This is a genomic window from Synechococcus sp. CCY 0621, from assembly GCF_019038465.1.
Taxonomy (GTDB): Bacteria; Cyanobacteriota; Cyanobacteriia; order PCC-6307; family Cyanobiaceae; genus Cyanobium.
In genome coordinates this window covers 1-18,881 of record NZ_JAFKRH010000044.1, presented here as the reverse complement: position 1 = coordinate 18,881, position 18,881 = coordinate 1, and the positions used below count along the sequence as shown (strand labels likewise).

General features: G+C 69.0%; 18 protein-coding genes. 11 read left to right on the top strand and 7 right to left on the bottom strand.

Annotation, left to right across the window (positions count from 1 at the left end):
* The first annotated feature begins 29 nt into the window (after window positions 1–29).
* The gene (locus tag KUG43_RS14855) at window positions 30–992 is read left to right on the top strand and encodes a 6-carboxytetrahydropterin synthase (protein ID WP_216910343.1); all 963 of its coding nucleotides are present in this window, start codon (window positions 30–32) and stop codon (window positions 990–992) included.
* Between the two features lie 32 nt (window positions 993–1,024).
* A complete protein-coding gene (locus tag KUG43_RS14850; protein ID WP_216910381.1) occupies window positions 1,025–1,720 on the top strand; it encodes a RibD family protein in 696 nt (231 codons plus the stop codon).
* On the opposite strand, the gene KUG43_RS14845 is transcribed toward KUG43_RS14850, so the two are convergent.
* Window positions 1,702–2,145, bottom strand: a complete 444-nt coding sequence (locus tag KUG43_RS14845; RefSeq protein ID WP_216910341.1) for a hypothetical protein — start codon at window positions 2,143–2,145, stop codon at window positions 1,702–1,704. The genes KUG43_RS14850 and KUG43_RS14845 overlap by 19 nt on opposite strands.
* A 79-nt stretch (window positions 2,146–2,224) precedes the next feature.
* Between KUG43_RS14845 and KUG43_RS14840 the strand changes: the two genes are divergently transcribed.
* Entirely contained in the window at window positions 2,225–3,454 is a 1,230-nt protein-coding gene (locus KUG43_RS14840; RefSeq protein ID WP_216910339.1) for a GNAT family N-acetyltransferase, read from the top strand.
* On the top strand, window positions 3,417–3,800 hold the full coding sequence (locus KUG43_RS14835; protein ID WP_216910337.1) for a DUF4346 domain-containing protein: 384 nt from the start codon (window positions 3,417–3,419) through the stop codon (window positions 3,798–3,800). Before KUG43_RS14840 ends, KUG43_RS14835 begins: the two co-directional genes overlap by 38 nt.
* On the opposite strand, the gene KUG43_RS14830 is transcribed toward KUG43_RS14835, so the two are convergent.
* Window positions 3,797–5,407 carry a B12-binding domain-containing radical SAM protein gene (locus KUG43_RS14830; protein ID WP_216910335.1) on the bottom strand — a complete coding sequence of 537 codons (1,611 nt, stop codon included), beginning with the start codon at window positions 5,405–5,407 and terminating at the stop codon, window positions 3,797–3,799. The genes KUG43_RS14835 and KUG43_RS14830 overlap by 4 nt on opposite strands.
* 169 nt (window positions 5,408–5,576) lie before the next feature.
* Between KUG43_RS14830 and KUG43_RS14825 the strand changes: the two genes are divergently transcribed.
* Window positions 5,577–5,696, top strand: coding sequence for a cytochrome b6-f complex subunit 6 (locus tag KUG43_RS14825; protein WP_216910333.1), 120 nt, complete (start codon window positions 5,577–5,579; stop codon window positions 5,694–5,696).
* Here KUG43_RS14825 and KUG43_RS14820 read toward each other — a convergent pair.
* On the bottom strand, window positions 5,683–6,912 hold the full coding sequence (locus KUG43_RS14820) for an MFS transporter (protein WP_216910331.1): 1,230 nt from the start codon (window positions 6,910–6,912) through the stop codon (window positions 5,683–5,685). The two genes, KUG43_RS14825 and KUG43_RS14820, sit on opposite strands and share 14 nt — an antisense overlap.
* A complete protein-coding gene (rimO, locus tag KUG43_RS14815; RefSeq protein ID WP_216910329.1) occupies window positions 6,909–8,303 on the bottom strand; it encodes a 30S ribosomal protein S12 methylthiotransferase RimO in 1,395 nt (464 codons plus the stop codon). The genes KUG43_RS14820 and rimO overlap by 4 nt, the downstream gene beginning before the upstream one ends.
* Before the next feature lie 126 nt (window positions 8,304–8,429).
* Between rimO and KUG43_RS14810 the strand changes: the two genes are divergently transcribed.
* The gene (locus KUG43_RS14810) at window positions 8,430–9,362 is read left to right on the top strand and encodes a vitamin K epoxide reductase family protein (RefSeq protein WP_216910327.1); all 933 of its coding nucleotides are present in this window, start codon (window positions 8,430–8,432) and stop codon (window positions 9,360–9,362) included.
* Between the two features lie 25 nt (window positions 9,363–9,387).
* Here KUG43_RS14810 and nadB read toward each other — a convergent pair whose 3' ends face one another.
* The 3 genes from nadB to KUG43_RS14795 form a co-directional block, all read right to left on the bottom strand.
* Complete coding sequence (nadB, locus tag KUG43_RS14805; RefSeq protein WP_216910325.1) at window positions 9,388–11,031, bottom strand: L-aspartate oxidase; 1,644 nt, start codon at window positions 11,029–11,031, stop codon at window positions 9,388–9,390.
* Between the two features lie 165 nt (window positions 11,032–11,196).
* A complete protein-coding gene (gene psbU, locus KUG43_RS14800) occupies window positions 11,197–11,574 on the bottom strand; it encodes a photosystem II complex extrinsic protein PsbU (RefSeq protein ID WP_216910323.1) in 378 nt (125 codons plus the stop codon).
* A gap of 131 nt (window positions 11,575–11,705) precedes the next feature.
* The gene (locus KUG43_RS14795) at window positions 11,706–12,464 is read right to left on the bottom strand and encodes a DUF3120 domain-containing protein (protein ID WP_216910321.1); all 759 of its coding nucleotides are present in this window, start codon (window positions 12,462–12,464) and stop codon (window positions 11,706–11,708) included.
* A gap of 71 nt (window positions 12,465–12,535) precedes the next feature.
* Here KUG43_RS14795 and KUG43_RS14790 point away from each other — a divergent pair, with 71 nt between their 5' ends.
* From KUG43_RS14790 to KUG43_RS14770, 5 genes are read left to right on the top strand one after another with little or no spacing between them, the layout of a single operon-like run.
* A complete protein-coding gene (locus KUG43_RS14790; RefSeq protein WP_216910319.1) occupies window positions 12,536–13,408 on the top strand; it encodes an undecaprenyl-diphosphate phosphatase in 873 nt (290 codons plus the stop codon).
* A gap of 55 nt (window positions 13,409–13,463) precedes the next feature.
* Window positions 13,464–14,840: a TIGR03279 family radical SAM protein gene (locus KUG43_RS14785; protein WP_216910317.1), complete on the top strand. Its 1,377-nt coding sequence runs from the start codon at window positions 13,464–13,466 to the stop codon at window positions 14,838–14,840.
* A 59-nt stretch (window positions 14,841–14,899) separates the two neighbouring features.
* Window positions 14,900–16,576, top strand: a complete 1,677-nt coding sequence (locus KUG43_RS14780; protein ID WP_216910315.1) for a TolC family protein — start codon at window positions 14,900–14,902, stop codon at window positions 16,574–16,576.
* 6 nt (window positions 16,577–16,582) lie between these two features.
* Complete coding sequence (locus tag KUG43_RS14775; protein ID WP_216910313.1) at window positions 16,583–17,977, top strand: BCD family MFS transporter; 1,395 nt, start codon at window positions 16,583–16,585, stop codon at window positions 17,975–17,977.
* The gene (locus tag KUG43_RS14770) at window positions 17,974–18,789 is read left to right on the top strand and encodes an inositol monophosphatase family protein (RefSeq protein WP_216910311.1); all 816 of its coding nucleotides are present in this window, start codon (window positions 17,974–17,976) and stop codon (window positions 18,787–18,789) included. The genes KUG43_RS14775 and KUG43_RS14770 overlap by 4 nt, the downstream gene beginning before the upstream one ends.
* Window positions 18,790–18,881 lie beyond the last annotated feature (92 nt).

Genomic DNA, 18,881 nt, shown 5'->3' with positions numbered 1-18,881 from the left:
CTAGGATGGGCGTCCCCTGGGCCTCGGCGATGACCGCAACCCGGTTGACCGCCTCTCCCGCGGCACCTTCCCCCACCAGCACCGCCCACGGGCGCGGCCGGCCCTGTGTGATCACCCGCCGGGCCACGTTCAGTGCCAGCCATCTGTACCGGCTGCCGGAGCTGGACGAGGCCGAGAACGCCCGCCGCTTCGGCCGCTGCAGCCTGGCCCCGGGCCATGGCCACAACTACGAGCTCACCGTGGCGATGGGCGGTCCCCTCGACGGCGACGGCATGGTGCTCAACCTCTCGGACGTCAAGCACGCCATCCGGCGGGAAGTCAGTGACCCGCTCGACTTCCGTTTCCTCAACGACGTCTGGTCGGAGTTCGACCTCTCCCGGCCCGAGGGGCGGCTGCCCACCACCGAAGCCCTGCTGCTGGCCATCCGCGACCGGCTGGCCCCCCATCTGCCGCTGGTGGCCCTGCGGCTCCACGAACAAACCAACCTCTGGGCCGACGTGCTCTGCGGTCCCACCATCGATCCCATGGAAGCCTTCCTCTCGATCCGCACCCACTTCGCCGCGGCCCACCGCCTGGCCCGGCCCGAGCTCAGCCAGAGCGAAAACGAGGCGATCTACGGCAAGTGCGCCCGCCCCCACGGCCACGGCCACAACTACCTGCTCGATGTCACCGTCCGGGGTCCGATCGATGCGCGCACCGGCATGGTCTGCGACCTGGCCGAGCTGCAGCAGCTGGTGGCCGACCTGGTGGTGGAGCCGTTCGACCACACCTTCCTGAACAAAGACGTGGAGCACTTCGCCGGTTGCGTTCCCACGGCCGAGAACATCGCGCTCCACATCGCCGACCTTCTCTGCGCCCCGATCGCCGCCACCGGCGCCCGGCTGCATAAGGTGCGGCTGCAGGAGAGCCCCAACAACGCCGCCGAGGTCTTCGCCGAGACGCCACAGCTGGAGATGCTGCCGGCGGCCCTAGAAGCCCTCGCGGCCGTTTGAGTCCGGCGGCGTCTGTGCCGGTGGGCGAGGCGGTGGCGGATCCCCGCCGAAATCCCTCCCGGCCCGAGCTGCGGCTTGTGCTGGCGGTGAGCCTCGACGGCCGCCTTGCCCCGGCGGAAGGGGGTGCCGCCCAGCTGGGTGGCAGCGGTGACCGGCAGGTGCTGGAGGAGGCCCTGGCCTGGGCCGATGCCGCCCTGGTGGGGGCCCAGACCCTGCGGCGCCACGGCAGCACCTGCCTGATCCACCGGCCCTCGCTGCTCGAGGCCCGCCGCCGCCAGGGACGCTCCCTCCAGCCGATCGCCATCGCCGTCAGCCGCAGCGGCCGGTTGCCCGCCGCTCTGCCCTTTTTCCGCCAGCCCCTGGTGCGCTGGCTGCTGCAGCCCGCTTCGGAGCCTCCCGCTGAGCCTGCGGTGGGTTTCGAACGCCACCTGCCCCTGCGGAGCTGGGGCCAGGCCCTGGAGGCCCTGGGCGGGCTGGGGCTGCGACGGCTCGTGGTCCTGGGGGGCGCGCAGCTGGCGTCCTCCCTGGCGGCCGAAGACCTGCTCGATGAACTCCAGCTCACCGTCTGCCCCCGGCTGCTCGGGGGCTCCCATGGCTGGTTACCGGCCGAGGCCCGGGTGGCCCCGCAGGCCCGGGCCGGCTGGCGCCTGGTCGAACACCGGGCGCTGCCAGGGGACGAACTGCTGCTGCGCTGGCGCCGCCCCGAGGATCAGGGCGCAACCTCCTGAAGCCCGAGGCTGCCGCTGCCAAACCGCTTGCCCAGTTCCCGCAGCGGCATGTCCCGCAGGCTGTCGGTGGGCAGGCCGAACATCCTGGCCAGGCAGCGCTTCACCACTTCCTCGCTGTCATCGCCGAAGCGGCCGCTGACCATCTCGGTCAGCACCCCCAGGCTCCTGCCACTGTTGTCGGTCTCCTCGATCAGGCATTTGCTGGTGGGCACCGCCAGCTTGCGGCAGGGATCCTGCAGGCTCTTCACCAGATCCGTCCGTCCGGCGGAGGCCGTCTCCACGCAGACCCGGGTCAGCTGGTTCTCCAGCTGGGGGCGCAGCAGCAGCAGCACCGGGCGCAGCAGCCCGGCCCTGGCCGGCGCCGGGGGCAGGACCAGCGCCGTGGCCGCCGTCAGGAGCATCAGGATCCGCAGGGGCTTGGCCATGGCGGGGGAAGGACGCTCGGTCGCAGGGAGTCAACCGTTAGTTTTGCGCCTGCCCCGTCCCCCTGTGTCGCCACCGGCCATGGCCGAGCTGCAAGTCCGCTGGCACAAGGCAACGCAGGACATCCCTGAAGACCAGTGGCAGGCGTTGGTGGGGGGTGCTGGCAAGGAACCGGCAGACGCCGTCGACCGCCCCTTCTACGGCTGGCGCTGGTTGCACCACCTGGAAGCCAGCGGCAGCATCGTGCCCCGTCAGGGCTGGCAGCCCTGCCATCTTGGGGTCTGGCGCCAGGGGCGGCTGGTGGCCCTGGCGCCCCTGTATCTGAAGGGTCACAGCTATGGCGAGTTCGTCTTCGACCAATCCTTCGCCCAGCTGGCCGGCCAGCTCGGCCTGCGCTACTACCCCAAGCTCGTCGGCATGAGCCCGGTGAGTCCGGTGCAGGGCTACCGCTTCCATGTGGCCCCGGGCGAAGACGCCGCTGCCCTGACGGCGATGATGCTGAACGAGATCGACAGCTTCTGCCAGCGGCAGCGGATTCTCAGCTGCAACTTCCTCTATGTGGATCCGGCCTGGCAGCTGCTGGCGGAGGCCGCCGGCTGCGCGCTGTGGATCAACCAGCAGAGCGAATGGCGCAATCCGGGCCATGGGGATTTCGAGGCCTATCTGGCCAGTTTCAATGCCAACCAGCGGCGCAACATCCGCCGTGAGCGCCGCTCGGTGGCGGAGGCGGGGCTGACCGTCACGCCCCTGGCCGGCGAGGACATCCCGCCGTATCTGTTGGAGCGGATGCACGGGTTCTATGAGCAGCACTGCAGCCGCTGGGGTCCCTGGGGCAGCAAGTACCTCACCGAGTCCTTCTTCCAGGCGGCCGCCACCGACCTGCGCCAGCACCTGGTGCTGTTCAGTGCCCATCGAGGCGAGCCGATGCAGCCCCTGGCGATGTCGATGTGTGTGCACGATGCCACCGGCCTCTGGGGCCGCTACTGGGGCAGTGACATCGAGCTCGACAACCTGCACTTTGAGGTCTGCTACTACGCCCCGATCGCCTGGGCCATCGAGAGGGGCCTGGAGAGCTTCGATCCCGGGGCCGGCGGCAGCCACAAACGGCGCCGCGGATTCGTGGCCCAGCCCAGGGCCAGCCTGCACCGCTGGTACGACCCCCGCTTTGACGCCATCCTGCGGGAGTGGCTGCCGGGTGCCAACCAGGAGATGCAGCAGGCGATCGCGGCGATGAACGCGGAGCTCCCCTTCACCGCTGCCTACGATCCACCCCATGCACCGCGACCCGTGCCCACGCCTGAGCCTGGATGAGGCGCTCTCCCAGCGTTTCATTGCTCTCGATCCGTCGGGCTACTTCCTGATCAAAGTGGATGCCGCCGCCGGCGAGCTGGTGGCCGAGCACTACGGCAACGGCATCGATGAGCGGGGCTTGGCCACCGACCCCGACACCGGCGAGGTGATCAGCTGCCGCAGCAGCGACCCCCGCTCGCCACTGGCCACCTACCGGGGCCGCAGTGCCAAGGAGCTCGGCATCGCCCTCACCGAGGCAGAGGGTCCCCACCCCCTGTCACGGCTCGACCATGCCCTGTACCTGGGCCGGGAGCTGCAGAAGGCCGAGTTCTGCCTGGCAAACGGTCTGCCCTACGTGCAGGACTAGGCAGGCTGAAGTTCGCGGCTGGTTGCGCGGGACCCTTCCGGCGGCTCCGGGGGCAGGGCGGCGAGCTGGTCCTGGATTTCCCGGGTCACCACACCCCTGTACTCCTGGAAGTGCTCGTTGTGGGCGAGGGTCACCAGGAACTGCTCCAGGTTGTTGGGATTCTTGCGGGCGATGGTGAGCAGGGAGCGCCAGAAACGGCCGCGGGTGTCACGCTTCAGTCCCTGACGCCAGATCACGATCAGCAGGGCACGGACGTCTGTCCAGCTGGGCAGGCTGGCCTTGCCGAAGGCCGCCGCCGGCACGAACTGTTGCCAGCGAGGCTGGCCCATTTTCAGGTAGTAATGGGTGACCCGATCGATGTAGGCGTTGGGTTCGTAGAGGCGGCAGAAGGCATCCACGTACTCATTGGCGATCTGGCGGATCGGCCGGGTGGGCACGAAGTTGAGCAGGTTCGTCTGGTTGACGCCCTTGGCATCGGTTTTTTCCTGCACCAGACGGCCCTCTTTCTCCAGCCGATGCCAGAGCCCCGTGTTCGGCAGGGCCTGCAACATGCCCATCATCGCGGCGGGGATGCCGGTGCGGCTGACGAATTCCACGATCCGATCGCCTGCCCCCTGCTTTTCGCCGTCGAAGCCGATGATGAAGCCGGCCATCACCCGGATGCCGTAGGAGGTGATCCGGTCGACCGACTCCTCCAGCGAGCTGCGGGTGTTCTGCAGCTTGCCGGCGGTTTCCAGGCTGGCCTCATCGGGCGTTTCGATACCGAGGAAGACGCTGTCGAAGCGAGCCTCCGCCATCATCTTCATCATTTCGTCGTCGGAGGCGAGATCCACCGAGGCCTCGGTGGCGAAGCTGAAGGGGTAGCCGTGGGCGATCTGCCAGCGCTTGATCTCGGGCAACAGCAACTTGGCGTTGCGCTTGTTGCCGATGAAGTTGTCGTCGACAAGGAAAATGGAGCGGCGCCAGCCCAGGTCGTAGAGGTACTGCAGCTCGGCCACCAGTTGCTCGGGGGCCTTTGTGCGGGGTTTGCGGCCGTACAGCACGATGATGTCGCAGAACTCGCACTGGAACGGGCAGCCCCGCGAGAACTGCACCGACATGGAGTCGTAGGCGTCGAGTTCGAGCAGGTCGAAGCGCGGAATGGGGGTGCCGGTGACATCCGGCTTTTCACCATCGGCACTGAAACGTCCCTGGCGGTCGCCGCGCTCGATGGCCTCAATGAACATCGGCAAGGTGATTTCCCCCTCGTCGAGCACCTTGAAGTCGGCCAGCTGCAGTTCAGGGGCGTCCGGGGTGGAACTGGCGAAGGGGCCACCCACAGCCACCGGCAGACCCCGCTGCTTGGCCTTGGCGATCTGGGCGGCCATGTCGGCCTTCTGGACGATCATCCCGGAGATCACCACCAGTTCCGCCCAGTTCCACTCCGCTTCGGTGACTTCGCGGACGTTGCGATCCACCAGCTTCATCTCCCAGGTCTGGGGCAGCAAGGCCGCCACGGTGACCATCCCCAGCGGCGGAAGCAACACCTTGCGGTTCACCAGCTCGAGGATCTTTTCGTAGCTCCAGAACGTCTTCGGGAATTCGGGATAGATGAAGAGGGTGCGCATGCTGCAGGTGTGTTGTGGAGGGGCCGTGGGCGATTGCGCGGCAGTGGAAAGGGGGGTCTTGATCAGGTTCCTCTGCGCCGCAACCCTAGGAGGTTTCGGGAAATGTCAGGTCGTTCTACCGCCTCCACCCAGGCTGTGGGGGGGGGGAGGGGGCGGATCCTCTGCTGTAATGATCCCGTTCCTCGCAGCAGCGGCCGTGGGTGTGGTGATTTATCTGGCGCTCGTCGGTGGCGGGCTCACCGCCGCCTTCCTGGCCACCGTCGTGCTCAAGGGCGTCAGGCTGATCTGAGCCTGAGGGCTCCGTTCCGCCCCAGTTCCAGCACCCCCACCACCAGCCCCAGGCCGCCGAGCAGGGCGAAGGTGGCCTGCAGTCCCAGCGTCATGGCCAGGGCGGCGGCCAGCAGGCCACTCACCCCGCCGCCGCCCAGGAAGGCGATCTGGCCCAGTCCGGCCATGCGGCCGCGCAGGGCCATGGGTGCCCCCACCTGGAGGATCAGGTTGGAGCCTGCCAGCAGGCCCGCCGTGCCGGCTCCGATCAGCAGGGCCATCGCCAGGGCGGCCGCGCCCCTGGTGGCCGCCGCCATGCCCAGCTGGGCCAGGGCCACCAGCACGGCGCAGCCCCCCAGCAGCAGCACCGGCCGTTCGCTCAGGGCCAGGCTGTTGCGCTGCAACACCACGCCGCCGGCGATGCTGCCCGCCGCCAGCACGCTGGTGAACAGTCCGAGGGCCTGCGGCGAGGGCCCGATCACTTCGGCGGCGATCAGGGGAGCCAGGCCTGGGTGAAAGAAGCCCACCAGGCAGGCCACGGTGGTGAAGCGCAGCACATGGCGCAGGGTGGAGCCGCAATCCCGCCAGGCGGCGCCGAGGCTGGCCCCTTCACCGCCCGTGCTGCGCTGCTCCAGCTCCCTGTGGGGGCGCAGCAGCCAGATCACGGTGGCGATCGGCAGCAGGTACGACGCCGCATCGATCGCCAGGGCCATGGCGGGTCCGGAGAGGGCCACGAGCCAGCCCCCCAGCGGTGGGCCCACCAGCTTGCCGACGTTGAACACGACCGAGAAGCTGGCCAGATAGGGCGCCACCTGCTCCGGCCGTTCCACCAGCAGGGAGCAGTATTTGCTGCGCGCCGTGAGCTCGAAGGAGCTGGACACGCCCACCACCAGCGTGCTGAGCAGCAGCAGGACCACTTGTCCCGTCCCCTGCAGCAGGGGAATGGCCAGGGCCCCCAGGGCCGCGCCGCCGAACAGTCCCCATTGGGAACGGATCAGCATGGTTTCGCAGCCCAGCCGATCCGTGAGCACCCCAGCCCGGCCGCTGACAAGAAGGCTTGGCAGGGCCAGGGCGGCGAAGTGCAGGGCCAGCAGCAGGGGGTTGCCGGTGCCGGCCATCAGGATCCAGCCCTTGGCCGTCAGCCCGGCGAAGGATCCGGAGGTGCTCAGGCCGGAGGCGACCAGGAACAGGGGGCGCTGGTGCCGTTGCAGCCAGCCGTCTCCGGGTCTGGGGCTCAAGCCTGGCTCCGCGTGGCGGCCTGGGCCTCACGCAACATCGCGCCGGCCCCCACCACCACGCCGCGCAGGTCGTAGGTGTCGGCCGCGGTGATACGCACCGGCACCATCGTTCCGGGTGCGGCGCAGAGTCCGCCCTCACCGGGGCTGACATGCACCTCGCCATCCACCTCAGGGGCGAAGCGGGCGCAGCGGCCCAGCATCTCGCCGGTGGAGGGGTTGTCCTGTTCGATCAACACATCCACGATCCGGCCCACCCAGGCGCCGTTGCGATCGGCGGCGATCGGTTGCTGCAGGGCCATCAGCCTGTCCCGCCGCTCGCTGGCGATCTCCGGCGGCACGGGATCGCTGAGCTCGGCGGCGGCGGTGCCCTCCTCGGGGGAGAAGGCGAACACACCGACGTGGTCGAAGCGCTGTTCGGCGACGAACGCCAGCAGATGCTCGAACTGCTCCTCGGTCTCGCCGGGAAAGCCGACGATGAAGGTGGTGCGCAACACGGCGTCGGGCAGCTGCTCGCGGATGCGTTGCAGCAGGGCGCCGTTGACCCCGGTCTGCCAGGGACGGTTCATGGCCCGCAGCACCTCCGGGTGGCTGTGCTGAAGAGGCAGGTCCAGGTATGGAAGCACGTTGGGGACGTCCCGGTAGGCGGCGAGCACGGGCTCGGTGAGGCCGGTGGGATAGGCGTAGTGGACCCGGATCCAGGGAATCTCCACCTCCCCGAGGGCCCGCAGCAGGTCGTCCAGCCGTGGTTTGCCGTAGAGATCCAGCCCGTAGTTGGTGGTGATCTGGCTGATCAGGATCAGCTCCTTGACGCCCTGGGCGGCCAGCTGGTGGGCTTCGGCCACGATCGATTCGATTGTGCGGGAGCGCTGGTCGCCCCGCAGCCTGGGAATGATGCAGAAGGCGCAGCGGTAGTCGCAGCCTTCGGCCACCTTCAGGTAGGCCACCGCCTCGGAGGTCGTGCGGTAGCGGGGCAGGTGTTCGTCGCCAACGAAGGTGGGCACCGCGCTGACCCTGTTGACCCGCTCGCCGGCCTCGACCCGCTCCAGCACCTCGACGATGTGCTGGTAGTCACCGGTGCCGACGATCGCCCGCGCCTCCGGCAGGGAGTCCAGCAGCTCCTGCTGGAAATGCTGGGCCAGGCAGCCGGCGATGATCAGTTCCTTGCCCTGTTCGGCCAGTTCCACCAGGGTGCGCACCGACTCGGCACGGGCGTCCTGGATGAAGCTGCAGGTGTTGACCACCACCACCCGGGCCTCGCTTTCGTCGGCGCTGACGCCGTAGCCGGCCTCGGCCAGCAGGCCGAGCATGTGCTCGGTGTCCACCCGGTTCTTCTCGCAACCCAGGTGGGTGAAGGCCACGGTGGGCCGTTCTCGGCTGGGCTGGGGAGACATGTTGTTGCGGGTGGAAGGGGGGAAGGGGCCGGCTTGCCGGCATCAAGGGAGTGGGCGCAAACGCCGATGTCCACCCTATGCAAGTCCCCGCGACTGCGAGAATCGCCCCACGACGCGACCGTGCCTGTGACTTCCACCCGCCTCGCCAGCCGCCTCACCAATCGCCGCCGACCCGAGCCGGGTCGCCGCTGGGCGCGGGTGGTGATGGCCGTGCTGGCCACCATCGGCGTCATCGACACCGGATCGATCACCCTGAACCGCTGGGGCGTGATCGGCAACCTCAGTTGCCCCGGTGGCGCCGAAGGCTGCGACAAGGTGCTCAACAGCCCTTGGGGAAGTGTCTTTGGTCAGCCCCTGTCTCTGTTCGGCTTCCTGGCCTACGGGGCGGTGCTGGTGATGGCGTTGCTGCCGCTGCTGCTGAAGGGGGAGGCCCGCACCAGGGTCAACGGTCTCAGCTGGTGGGGCCTGTTCCTGCTCAGCGCCGGCATGGCGATCTTCAGCCTGGTGCTGGTGGGGGTGATGGCCTTCCAGATCAAGGCGTTCTGCACCTTCTGTCTGATGTCGGCCGCCATCAGTGTGACCTTGTTCGTGCTGAGCCTGATCGGCGGTGAATGGGAGGACTCCGGGGCCCTGATCTTTCGCGGCGTGCTCACCGCTCTGGCTGTCGGCCTGATCGGACTCGGCTGGGCCACCTCCATGAATCGCCCCGAGGCCACCACGGGCCCGGGTATGCCGATCCCGGTGGTCGCCGCCAGCACCCCGGCCACCCTGGCCCTCGCCGAGCACCTCACCGCCACTGGAGCCGTGATGTATTCGGCCTACTGGTGCCCCCATTGCCACGACCAGAAGGAACTCTTCGGTAAGGAGGCCACGGCCAAGCTCAAGATCATTGAGTGCGCGCCTGATGGCCGCAACAATCAGGCGGCGCTCTGCGCCAGCAAGAACATCCAGGGCTTCCCCACCTGGGAGATCAAGGGCGAGCTGGATTCCGGCCAGAAGACCCTCGCCCAGCTCGCCGCCCTGAGCGGCTTCAAGGACCCTGCAGCCCCCGCCAACTGAGGCCCGCGAACTGAGGCCTTTCCCCTCAGGCCTGGCCCACCGGGCCTGTGAAGGGGGATCGGCCCCTTTCCTGCAGCGTGTGACGCCGCCAGAACGGTTGGGGGGTCGGGGCATCGGTGCGGTGATGGCCTCCCCGGCTCTCCACCCGGAAGGCGGCGGCCTCCATCAGCAGCTCCGCCAGCACCAGCCGCTGGCGCAGATCCTGCAGCAGCAGCAGGCGGCGGCTCTGCTCCGGCGGCAGCTGCAGCTCCTGATCGGGTGGCAGACCGAGGGCCCGGCGCAGCAGGGGCGAACGCTCATGGCCGGAGCGTTCGCTGCGGACCTGGCGCAGGGCGTCGATCAGATCGACCCCGCGCCGCTCCACCCCGGCCACCTGCCAGCACAACCGTCGCAGGTTGCCGATGGCCGTGATCAGTGTGGCCTCGTCCGGGCTTGCCTGCAGCTCAGCCTTGCTGAGCCGCGGGGCCGCGGCGGGCGTGCCCCGCGGCTCAGGGGGGAGGGGCTGGGGGGTCAGATGCCGTAGCCGGCGGGCGAAGACCAGGCATTCCATCAGCGAGTTGCTGGCCAGGCGGTTGGCTCCGTGTACCCCGGTGCTGGCCACTTCACCCACGGCGTAGAGGCCACTCAGGCTGGTGGCGGCCTGCAGGTCGGTGTCGACGCCCCCCATCCAGTAATGGGCGGCCGGCGCCACGGGGATCGGGGCCTCGCAGGGGGACAGCCCCAGCTCACGGCAGCGCCGCAGAATGGTGGGGAACTGGCGGTCCAGCCGTTCACGGCCCACCGGCCGCAGGTCGAGCCACAGGTGGGTCACCCCCTGATCGGCCATGCAACGGGCCAGGGCGCGGCTCACCTGGTCGCGGGGGGCCAGGTCGCCCCCCTCCAGCTGTGCCACCGGAGAACGGCCAGCCGCGTCGAAGAGCCGCGCCCCCTCGCCGCGCACGGCTTCGCTGATCAGGAAATGGGGGGCGTCGGGCAACATCAGTGCCGTGGGGTGGAACTGCACGAACTCCAGGTCCCGCACCCTGGCCCCGGCGCTCCAGGCCATCGCCACCCCATCGCCGCTCGCCTGGGTCGGGTTGGTGGTGTGGGCAAACAGATGGCCGCCGCCGCCGCTGGCCAACACCACCGCACCGGCCCGCAACCAGCGCAGGCGGTTCCCTTCGAGCACCTGCAGTCCGACGCAGCGGCCTTGCTCCACCCACAGTTGCAGGGCAGGGATGCCCTTGCGTTGCTCCAGCCCCGGCCGGCGCCGCACCTCCCGCTCCAGGGCATCCACCAGGGCGCCGCCGGTGCGGTCCTGGGCGTGCAGCACCCGGCGGTGGCTGTGGGCGGCTTCGAGCGTGGTGCTCAGGCCCTGGGCGGTGCGATCGAAGTCCATGCCCAGTTGCACCAGCCGCTCGACGCAGGCCGGCGCTTCCCGCACCAGCACGTCCACCGCCTCGGGATCGCACAGGCCTGCTCCGGCCTTGAGGGTGTCGGCGATGTGACTGGCGAAGCTGTCATCGGCTCCGGTCACGGCGGCGATACCGCCCTGGGCCCAGCGGCTGGCCGACGGCGGGCTGCTGGATTTACTGAGCAGCAGCACGCGCAGCTGGGCAGGCAACTCCAGGCAGGTCATCAAACCTGCGGCGCCACTGCCGACCACCACCACATCCCAGTGGCAGGCCATGCGCGGATCCGGCTCATCCAAGCGGCTGCTTCACCCCGTTGCACCGTGCCTTGTGCTGGAGAGCCTATGGGACGGGCGGCGGCCGTCCTGCCGACCACAAAAAAACCGCCGTGGTGACGGCGGTTCAGACACTGTCCCGGTCGTCCGACCGGGCTGGCGCCTCGCTCAGCGGTAGACGCCGTCGTTGATGCGATCGAAGCCTTCGTTGAGGGCGATCGCGGGCGGGGTCACGGTGAAGTTGGCCTTGTATTTGTTGAACAGCTCCTTCTGGCGGTCGGTCAGGTCCAGCTCCAGCACGTCGTCGACGCTCTCGTAAGGACCACCGAGAACGATCTTGCCGGCCAGGGTCGGGTACATGCCGGGGTACTGCTGGAATCGTCGGACCGAAGCGTTGTTGAGATCCACCTTGCCGACGCTCTCGGCGAGCTTGTCGTCGATCTCGTTGCGGCGCTCCGCGGCGAGGGCGGCACCGGGCAGAACCAGGGTCATGAGCAGACCGGCCAGGACCACACCACTCATCAACCAGGCAAGCAGCCGCTTCATCACGACACTCCGTTTAGGGAAAGAACCAGGGGACCCTGGCAGGGACAGGGTGGTGATCCACAGACCACCGGTGCAACGTTACAGAATCCCCCCTGGTCTCCCCACGCCGGAGGCTCTGCTTTTGCAGATCTTCAGATCAGGCCGCTCAGGTGGGGGGCCGCCAAGGCCGCTCCCAGGAACAGGGCGTCGACGGCCAACGTGGTGCCCAGGGCCGCGGCGGCGACTCGCCAGGGTCCCCCAAGGGCCCACAGGCGGCGGCAGATGAACACCAGCAGACAGGCCGTCAGGCCGACGAGGGCCAGGGGCCAGGGCTGAAGCACCTGGATGGCGGCACCCTGCAGCAACAGCGGCGCCTCGGACAGGGGAGCGTTGAGAACCTGGGGCCAGAGATCCATGAGTCCGGCGGCGGCCATGACCCCATCGGTGCTGGCGGTGCCGAGCAGGGAGCTGAGGTAGAAGGCGCCCGCCAGGCGCCAGCGGCCGCCGAGGCCCGCCAGCGCCAGGGGCAGGGCGAAGGCCTCAATCGGCAGATGCATCACAGGGTGCAGCCGGAACCAGCCCCAGAACAGACAGCCCCCCAGCCAGCTGCCGCAGAAGCCCACCAGGAGCACGCCCAGTTGTTGCCACTGGCCCTGGCCCCGGCGCTCCAGCACCAGGGCCAGCGCCAGCAACGGAATGGTGAACAGGGCCGCCGCGACCGGCGCGGAGCGCACCCAGGGAGCCTGCAGGAACACCGGCACGGTGACCAGGAGGGCCGCCGCCAGCGGCAGCACGGCCACGGCCGGAAGGGCCGGTGCGGCAGCAGCGATCCGCAGCCCCGGCAGGGCTGGGGGACGAGTCGAAAGGGTGGGTGGGACCCCGAGCACCTGGTTGTGAAGAAAGTTGTGCAACCTTAAAGGGATCGGGGGGTGCTTCCGTGACCCATCCGGCCATAGGGTCAGCCGCAGTATCGGCTCTCCCCATGCCGCTGGTCGCCACGGCCGCGTCCCTGCCCCTGGTCGAGGCCTGCTGGCACGCCTTCGTTCTGGGGGTCGTGCAGGGGCTCACGGAGTTCCTGCCGATCAGCAGTACCGCCCACCTCAAGGTGGTGCCGGTGCTCCTGGGATGGGGTGATCCCGGGGTGGCCTTCACCGCCGTGATCCAGCTCGGCAGCATCGCTGCGGTGCTCGGCTATTTCCGCAAGGATCTGGCCGAGGTGGGCAGCGGAGTGGCCAGGGCCTTCCGCCATGGCCAGTGGAACGACCCGCCGGCCCGACTGGGGGTGGCCATCGTGCTTGGCACGGTGCCGATCCTGCTGGCGGGCCTGGCCATCAAGGTGCTGCTGCCCGGCTACGAGACCTCCCCCCTGCGCAGCCTGACCTCGATCGCCATCGTCTCGATCGTGATGGCGCTGCTGCTGGCGGTGGCCGAACTGGTGGGCCGCCGTCGCCGCCTGCTCGGTGCCGTCACCCCCCGGGACGGTCTGCTGGTGGGACTGGCCCAGGCCCTGGCCCTGATCCCCGGCGTCTCGCGCTCGGGCAGCACGCTGACGGCGTCGCTGTTTGATGGCTGGCAGCGGGCCGACGCGGCGCGTTTCTCCTTCCTGCTCGGCATTCCCGCCATCACCCTGGCCGGGCTGGTGGAGCTCAAGTCGGCCTTCGGTTCGGTCGAGAACGGTGGTGTGATTCCGATGCTGGTGGGCATTGCCGCGGCGGCGGTGGTCTCCTGGCTGGCGATCGCCTGGCTGCTGCGCTTCCTGCAGCAGAACAGCACCTGGATCTTCGTGATTTACCGGCTGCTGTTCGGTCTGGTGATCCTGATGGGGTTCCGGGGGCTGGAGGGGGTCACCCCCTGAGCGGGCAGGGCCGCCACACTGGACCCTCATCCCTGACGCCCTCGCCGTAACCCCTGTGTGGAAGGAGCCCTCCTCTGCCCTTGCCGGGCCCGTCACCCAACCCCGGCCCGCCGTGGTGGTCACGGTGGAACCCGGCTCGATCGCTGAGGAGCTGGGCTTCCAGCCGGGGGATCGCCTGCGCAGCATCAACGGGGTCCGGCCGCGGGACCTGATCGACGTCCAGGTGCTGCAGGGGGAGGAGGAGCTGGTGCTCGAGGTGGAGGACCCCGACGGCACCCTCCACGTGGTGGAGCTGGAGAAGGACCTGGATGAAGGGCTGGGGCTGGGCTTCAGCGAAGCGCTGTTCGACGGCCTGCGCCAGTGCAACAACCACTGCCCCTTCTGCTTCATCGACCAGCAGCCGCCGGGGCGCCGCGACAGCCTCTACCTCAAGGACGACGACTACCGGCTCAGCTTTCTCTACGGCTCCTATCTCACCCTCACCAACCTCACGGCGGCCGACTGGAGCCGCATCGAGGAGCAGCGCCTGTCGCCCCTGTTCGTGTCGGTCCATGCCACCGATCCGGAGCTGCGCAGCCGCCTGCTGGTCAACCCACGGGCCGCCCTGCTGCTCGAGCAGCTGGCCTGGTTCGCTGAGCGGCGCCTCCAGATCCACGCCCAGGTGGTGGTCTGTCCGGGGCTGAACGACGGCGAGGCCCTGGAGCGCACCCTCACCGACCTGGCGCGGTTCGCCACCGGACCCTGGCCCGCCGTGCTCTCCACCGCCGTGGTGCCGGTGGGTCTGACGCGCTTCCGCCCGGCCGGCGATGCCCTCCGGCCGGTCGACCGGGAAGTGGCCCTGGAGGTGATCGCCCGGGTGGAGCGCCTGCAGCCCGTCTTCCAGGCCAGCACCGGCAGCCGTTTCGCCTGGCTCTCCGATGAGTGGTTCCTGATCGCCGGCCGGCCCCTGCCGCCGCGGGCCAGCTACGAGGATCTGCCCCAGCAGGAGAACGGGGTGGGCAGTATCCGTGCCTTCCTGGAGGACCTGGAGGGGGCCACCCAGGAGCTTCCCGCCCGCATCGCCACCCCGCGGCGCTGCAGCTGGGTGGTGGGCCGCCTCGTGGCCGAGGCCCTGCAACCGGTGGTGGAGCGGCTCAACCGGGTCGAGGGGCTGGAGCTCGTCCTCCATGGCCTGCCCAGCCCCTACTGGGGCCAGGACCAGGTGGTCACCGGGCTGCTGACGGGTTCCGACCTGATCGAGGGCCTGCGCGGCCGTGACCTGGGGGAGGAACTGCTGCTGCCGCGGGTGATGCTGCGGGAGGGGGAGGAGGTGTTTTTGGACGACACCACCCTCGCCGACCTGCGCGCGCGACTGCCCGTGGCGGTTCGATTGCTGGGGGGTGCGGACGATCTGGTGGCCGCCTGCCTCGGCACCCCACGGGGAGGTGCTTAAGCTCTGCCTGAAGCGAACGGTCCAACGTGAGGCGCCAACCACTCCTGCTCGCGGCACTGGTGGTGCTCCCGTCGGTTGGCTTTCAGGCACTGCCGTTGGGGGCCCAGCCGGCTCCGGCACCGGTCAGCCAGGCCCTTCCAGCTCCCGAGGCCCTGCCCCTGGCCCCGGAGGTGAAGGGATCGCGGCCGAAATCGAACCCCAGCGTGCTGGCCCCTGCCGCCAAGGACTTGCCGCCGGGCCTGCAGGATCTCCGGGCCCCCAACCCCCTGGCCTTGCCGGTCAAGCCCTCGCAGGTGCGCATCCGGGAACTGCGGCCCCTCGGCCTGGCCGATGTGGAAACCCTGGTCGAGGTCAACAACCCCGAGCTCAAGGCGATCGCCAGCCAGGTGGAGCAGGCCCAGTCGGCCCTGCGGGCCCAGATCGCCCTCTGGTATCCCACGATCCAGCTCAACGCCAACAGCCTGCCCACCTACACCGGGGGCCAGCAGTTCAGCAGCGCCTTCACGGGCACCGGCCAGCAGCCCGGCAACACGATCACCAGCATCTGGAGGATGTCGGCCGTGCTGCAGGCCAGCTGGGGCCTGATCAACCCCACGCGCACGCCGCAGATCGCCGCAGCCCGTGACCGGTTCGAGCAGGCCAAGAATCAGTACCTGATCGGCCTTCGGGCCCGGCGCCTTGAGGCGGCGGAGGCCTTCTTCAACCTCCAGGTCTCCGACGAAACCGTCCGCATCGGCCAGGAATCGGTGCGCTCGTCCCTGGTGAGCCTGCGGGATGCCAAGGCCCGTTTCCAGGCCGGGGTGGCCACCAAGCTGGAGGTGCTGGAGGCGGAAACCCAGCTGGCCCGGGACCAGCAGGTGCTGACCCAGGGCCTGGCCGACCAGGCCATCGCCCGCCGCGCCTTGGCCGCTCTGCTCGATCTGCCCCAGGACGTGACACCCACCTCCAAGGAGCCGTCGCGGGTGGTGGGCTCCTGGCTGCCCTCGCTGCAGGAGAGCATCATCGCGGCCTACGCCTTCCGGGAGGAGCTTGACAACGTCCTGCTCAACATCTCCATCGCCAACAGCGAAGCGAACACCGCCCTGGGCCAGGTCCAGCCCTTCCTGAACATCGCCTACGGACTCACCGGAGGCCGCACCCGGGGTGTTCAGTTCGCCAACCGCAGCACCGCCGGCGTCAACTTCGGCAACGAGGGTTGGTCGGTCGAGAACACGGTGGGGCTCAACCTCAGCTGGTCGATTTTCGATGGTGGTGCCGCCCGGGCCAACTACCGCCGCCAGAAGCAGGTGGCTGAGCAGAACACGTACCAGTTTGCCCAGCAGCGCGACGCCATCCGCCAGGAGGTGGAAACCAACTTCTACGAGCTGGAGAAGAACAACCGCAACATCACCACCACCTCCCGCGAGGTGATCTCCACCAGGGAATCCCTGCGTCTGGCCCGCCTGCGCTTCCAGGCCGGTGTGACCACCCAGCGGGAGGTGGTGGACACCCAGCGCGACCTCACCCAGGCCGAGGTGCGCTGGTCGACGGCCATCTCCGACTACAACAAGGCCCTGGCCCGGCTGCGGCGCTTCACCGGCCTCGACCAGGTCGGCCTCTGCCAGCGTCAGTCCCTTCCCGCCACCAGTCCCAGGCCGGCGGGCACCGCTGAGATACCGGTGGAGCCCCAGCCCCTGATTCCGGCCTGCCGTGCCGGCAGCCCGATTGGCTCCGAGGCCATGCCGCCGGGGTCCTGACGCCCGTTGTCGACCCATCTCCGCTCCGGTCTGACCCTCCCCGCCACCGTGCGCCTCGGACTCTTCCAGGGTTGTCTTGGCTGCCTGGCGGTGATCTTTTCCGGTCTGCTCAACCGGATCATGCTCAGCGAACTGGGCTTTCCAGGCCTGCTGGTGGGAGGCGCCCTGGCCTTTGAGCAATTCGTGGCCCCATCCCGGGTGTTGTTCGGCCAGGTTTCCGATGCCCATCCCCTGGCGTCCCGTCACCGGGTTCCCTACGTGCTGATCGGCACGGCGGCGTTCTGCCTGCTGGCGGTGCTGTCGGTGCCCTTGATCTTCAAGGTGGGCCGCCTGCTGCAGGACGGCAGCCAGCCTGGCCTCGCCCTTGGCATCGCGGCCCTCTGCGGCCTGTTCGCCCTGTACGGCCTGGCGATTTCGCTGGCCACCACCCCCTATCTGGCCCTCGTGATCGACCGCACCAGCGAACAGGAGCGGCCTCGGGCAGTGAGCATCATCTGGTGCATGCTCACGGTCGGCATCGTCATCGGTGCGGTGGCCATCGGCGTGAGCCTTCGCTCCCTCGACGGGGTCAACGACCCGCTGGTGCTGCAGGCCGCCCTTTCTCGCTTCATGACGATCGTGGCCGCCGCTGTGATGCTTCTCACCGTGGTGGCCACCTGGGGAATGGAGCCACCGTTGCGTGAGCGCACCGACGGAACGGCTGTCAGGCGGGAGGACGCCATCGGTCTGCGCCAGTCCTGGACCCTGATCACCTCCAGCCGCCAGGTGCTGATCTTCTTTTCGTTTCTGATCCTGTTCACCCTGGCGCTGTTCCTGCAGGATCCCGTGCTGGAGAGTTACGGCGCCCAGGTCTTCGCCATGCCGATTGCCGCCACGGCCCAGCTCAACGCCTTCTGGGGTGTCGGCACCCTGGTGGGTCTGCTGCTGGCGGGGCTCTGGGTGGTGCCGCGGCTCGGCAAGATGGCCACCGCCCGGCTCGGCTGCCAACTGATCGCCCTGTCCCTGCTGCTGCTGCTCGTGGCGGGTCTGACGGCCAGGATCCCCTTTCTGCAGGCCGTGATGGTGCTGTTCGGGTTGGCGGCCGGCATCGGCACCAACAGCGCCCTGTGCCTGATGCTCGACCTCACCCTGCCCCAGGCCGCCGGCACCTTCGTCGGGGTCTGGGGTCTGGCCCAGGCCCTTTCGCGGGCGATCGGCAAGTTGCTCGGCGGGGGTCTGTACGACATCGGCCGCTCCCTGCCGCTGGGCGATGGTCCCTACGGGCCCTTCGCCCTTGTGCTGGGCGTGGAGTTGCTGGTGGCCCTGGCGGCCCTGGTGCTGCTGGCCCGTGTCAATGTGCGCCAGTTCCGGGAGGACACCTCCCGCAGCCTCAGCCAGGTCCTGGAGCTGGAACTCGGATGACATCCCTTTCTCCGCACCTGCTCGATCCCCGCCTGGAGGCCCTGATCGATCGGGTGGCTGAGCGTCAACGCGCCGATTTCGGCCACAGCCAGCCCGATCTGAAGGCCGATGGCTCCTTCATCACCGCCTGTGATCGCTGGAGTGACGCCACTCTGGTGGCGGGGCTGGCGGAGTTGTTCCCTGGGGAGGGCGTGCTCAGCGAGGAAGGCCGGCAGCAGGTGCCTGCCACCCCGGCGTACTGGGTGGTGGATCCCCTGGATGGCACCACCAACTTCGCCGCCGGAATCCCCTACTGGGCGATCTCGATGGCCCGCTTCGAGGCCGGAGTACCGGTGCTGGCGATCCTCGAGGTGCCCCCCTTGCGTCAGCGCATTGTGGCCATCCGGGGACAGGGCGCCTGGCGCAACGGAAAGCCCATTCCGCCCCCGGCCGAGCAGGTGCATAACGCCGGCTGTGCCTCCCTCTGCAGCCGATCGATCCGGGTGCTTCAGAAGCTGCCGCACCGTCCGTTCCCCGGCAAGATCCGCCTGTTGGGCGTGGCCAGCCTGAATCTGGTGTCGGTGGCCATGGGCCAGACAATGGCGGCCCTGGAGGCCACACCGAAGATCTGGGACCTGGCAGCGGCCTGGCTGGTGCTGGAGGAACTGGGCTGTCCCCTGCGCTGGCTCGGACCAACGCCACAAGGGCTGCTGGCCGGAACAGACCAGTCCCAGAGGGACTTCCCCGTGTTGGTGGCCAACCGCCAGGAGACCCTGGAGCGCTTCATGCCCTGGGCAGACGCCCTTGAGACCAAAGTTCCGCCAATCGGGTGATATGATTTTGGACTGCGCCCCAGAGAGCGAGAGCTCGAGCGGGGAGCAGGCTTACGAGATCAAGAGGCGCGAGCCGACGATGTTGTAAGTTT

Bases quoted from the DNA above. Each gene is read 5' to 3' on its own strand.
- rimO (WP_216910329.1), bottom strand. From the start codon at position 8,303: ATGTCTCCCCAGCCCAGCCGAGAACGGCCCACCGTGGCCTTCACCCAC.
- KUG43_RS14845 (WP_216910341.1), bottom strand. From the start codon at position 2,145: ATGGCCAAGCCCCTGCGGATCCTGATGCTCCTGACGGCGGCCACGGCG.
- KUG43_RS14830 (WP_216910335.1), bottom strand. From the start codon at position 5,407: ATGCGCACCCTCTTCATCTATCCCGAATTCCCGAAGACGTTCTGGAGC.
- KUG43_RS14835 (WP_216910337.1), top strand. From the start codon at position 3,417: ATGCACCGCGACCCGTGCCCACGCCTGAGCCTGGATGAGGCGCTCTCC.
- KUG43_RS14840 (WP_216910339.1), top strand. From the start codon at position 2,225: ATGGCCGAGCTGCAAGTCCGCTGGCACAAGGCAACGCAGGACATCCCT.
- KUG43_RS14825 (WP_216910333.1), top strand. From the start codon at position 5,577: ATGATCCCGTTCCTCGCAGCAGCGGCCGTGGGTGTGGTGATTTATCTG.
- KUG43_RS14855 (WP_216910343.1), top strand. From the start codon at position 30: ATGACCGCAACCCGGTTGACCGCCTCTCCCGCGGCACCTTCCCCCACC.
- KUG43_RS14770 (WP_216910311.1), top strand. From the start codon at position 17,974: ATGACATCCCTTTCTCCGCACCTGCTCGATCCCCGCCTGGAGGCCCTG.
- nadB (WP_216910325.1), bottom strand. From the start codon at position 11,031: ATGGCCTGCCACTGGGATGTGGTGGTGGTCGGCAGTGGCGCCGCAGGT.
- KUG43_RS14790 (WP_216910319.1), top strand. From the start codon at position 12,536: ATGCCGCTGGTCGCCACGGCCGCGTCCCTGCCCCTGGTCGAGGCCTGC.
- psbU (WP_216910323.1), bottom strand. From the start codon at position 11,574: ATGAAGCGGCTGCTTGCCTGGTTGATGAGTGGTGTGGTCCTGGCCGGT.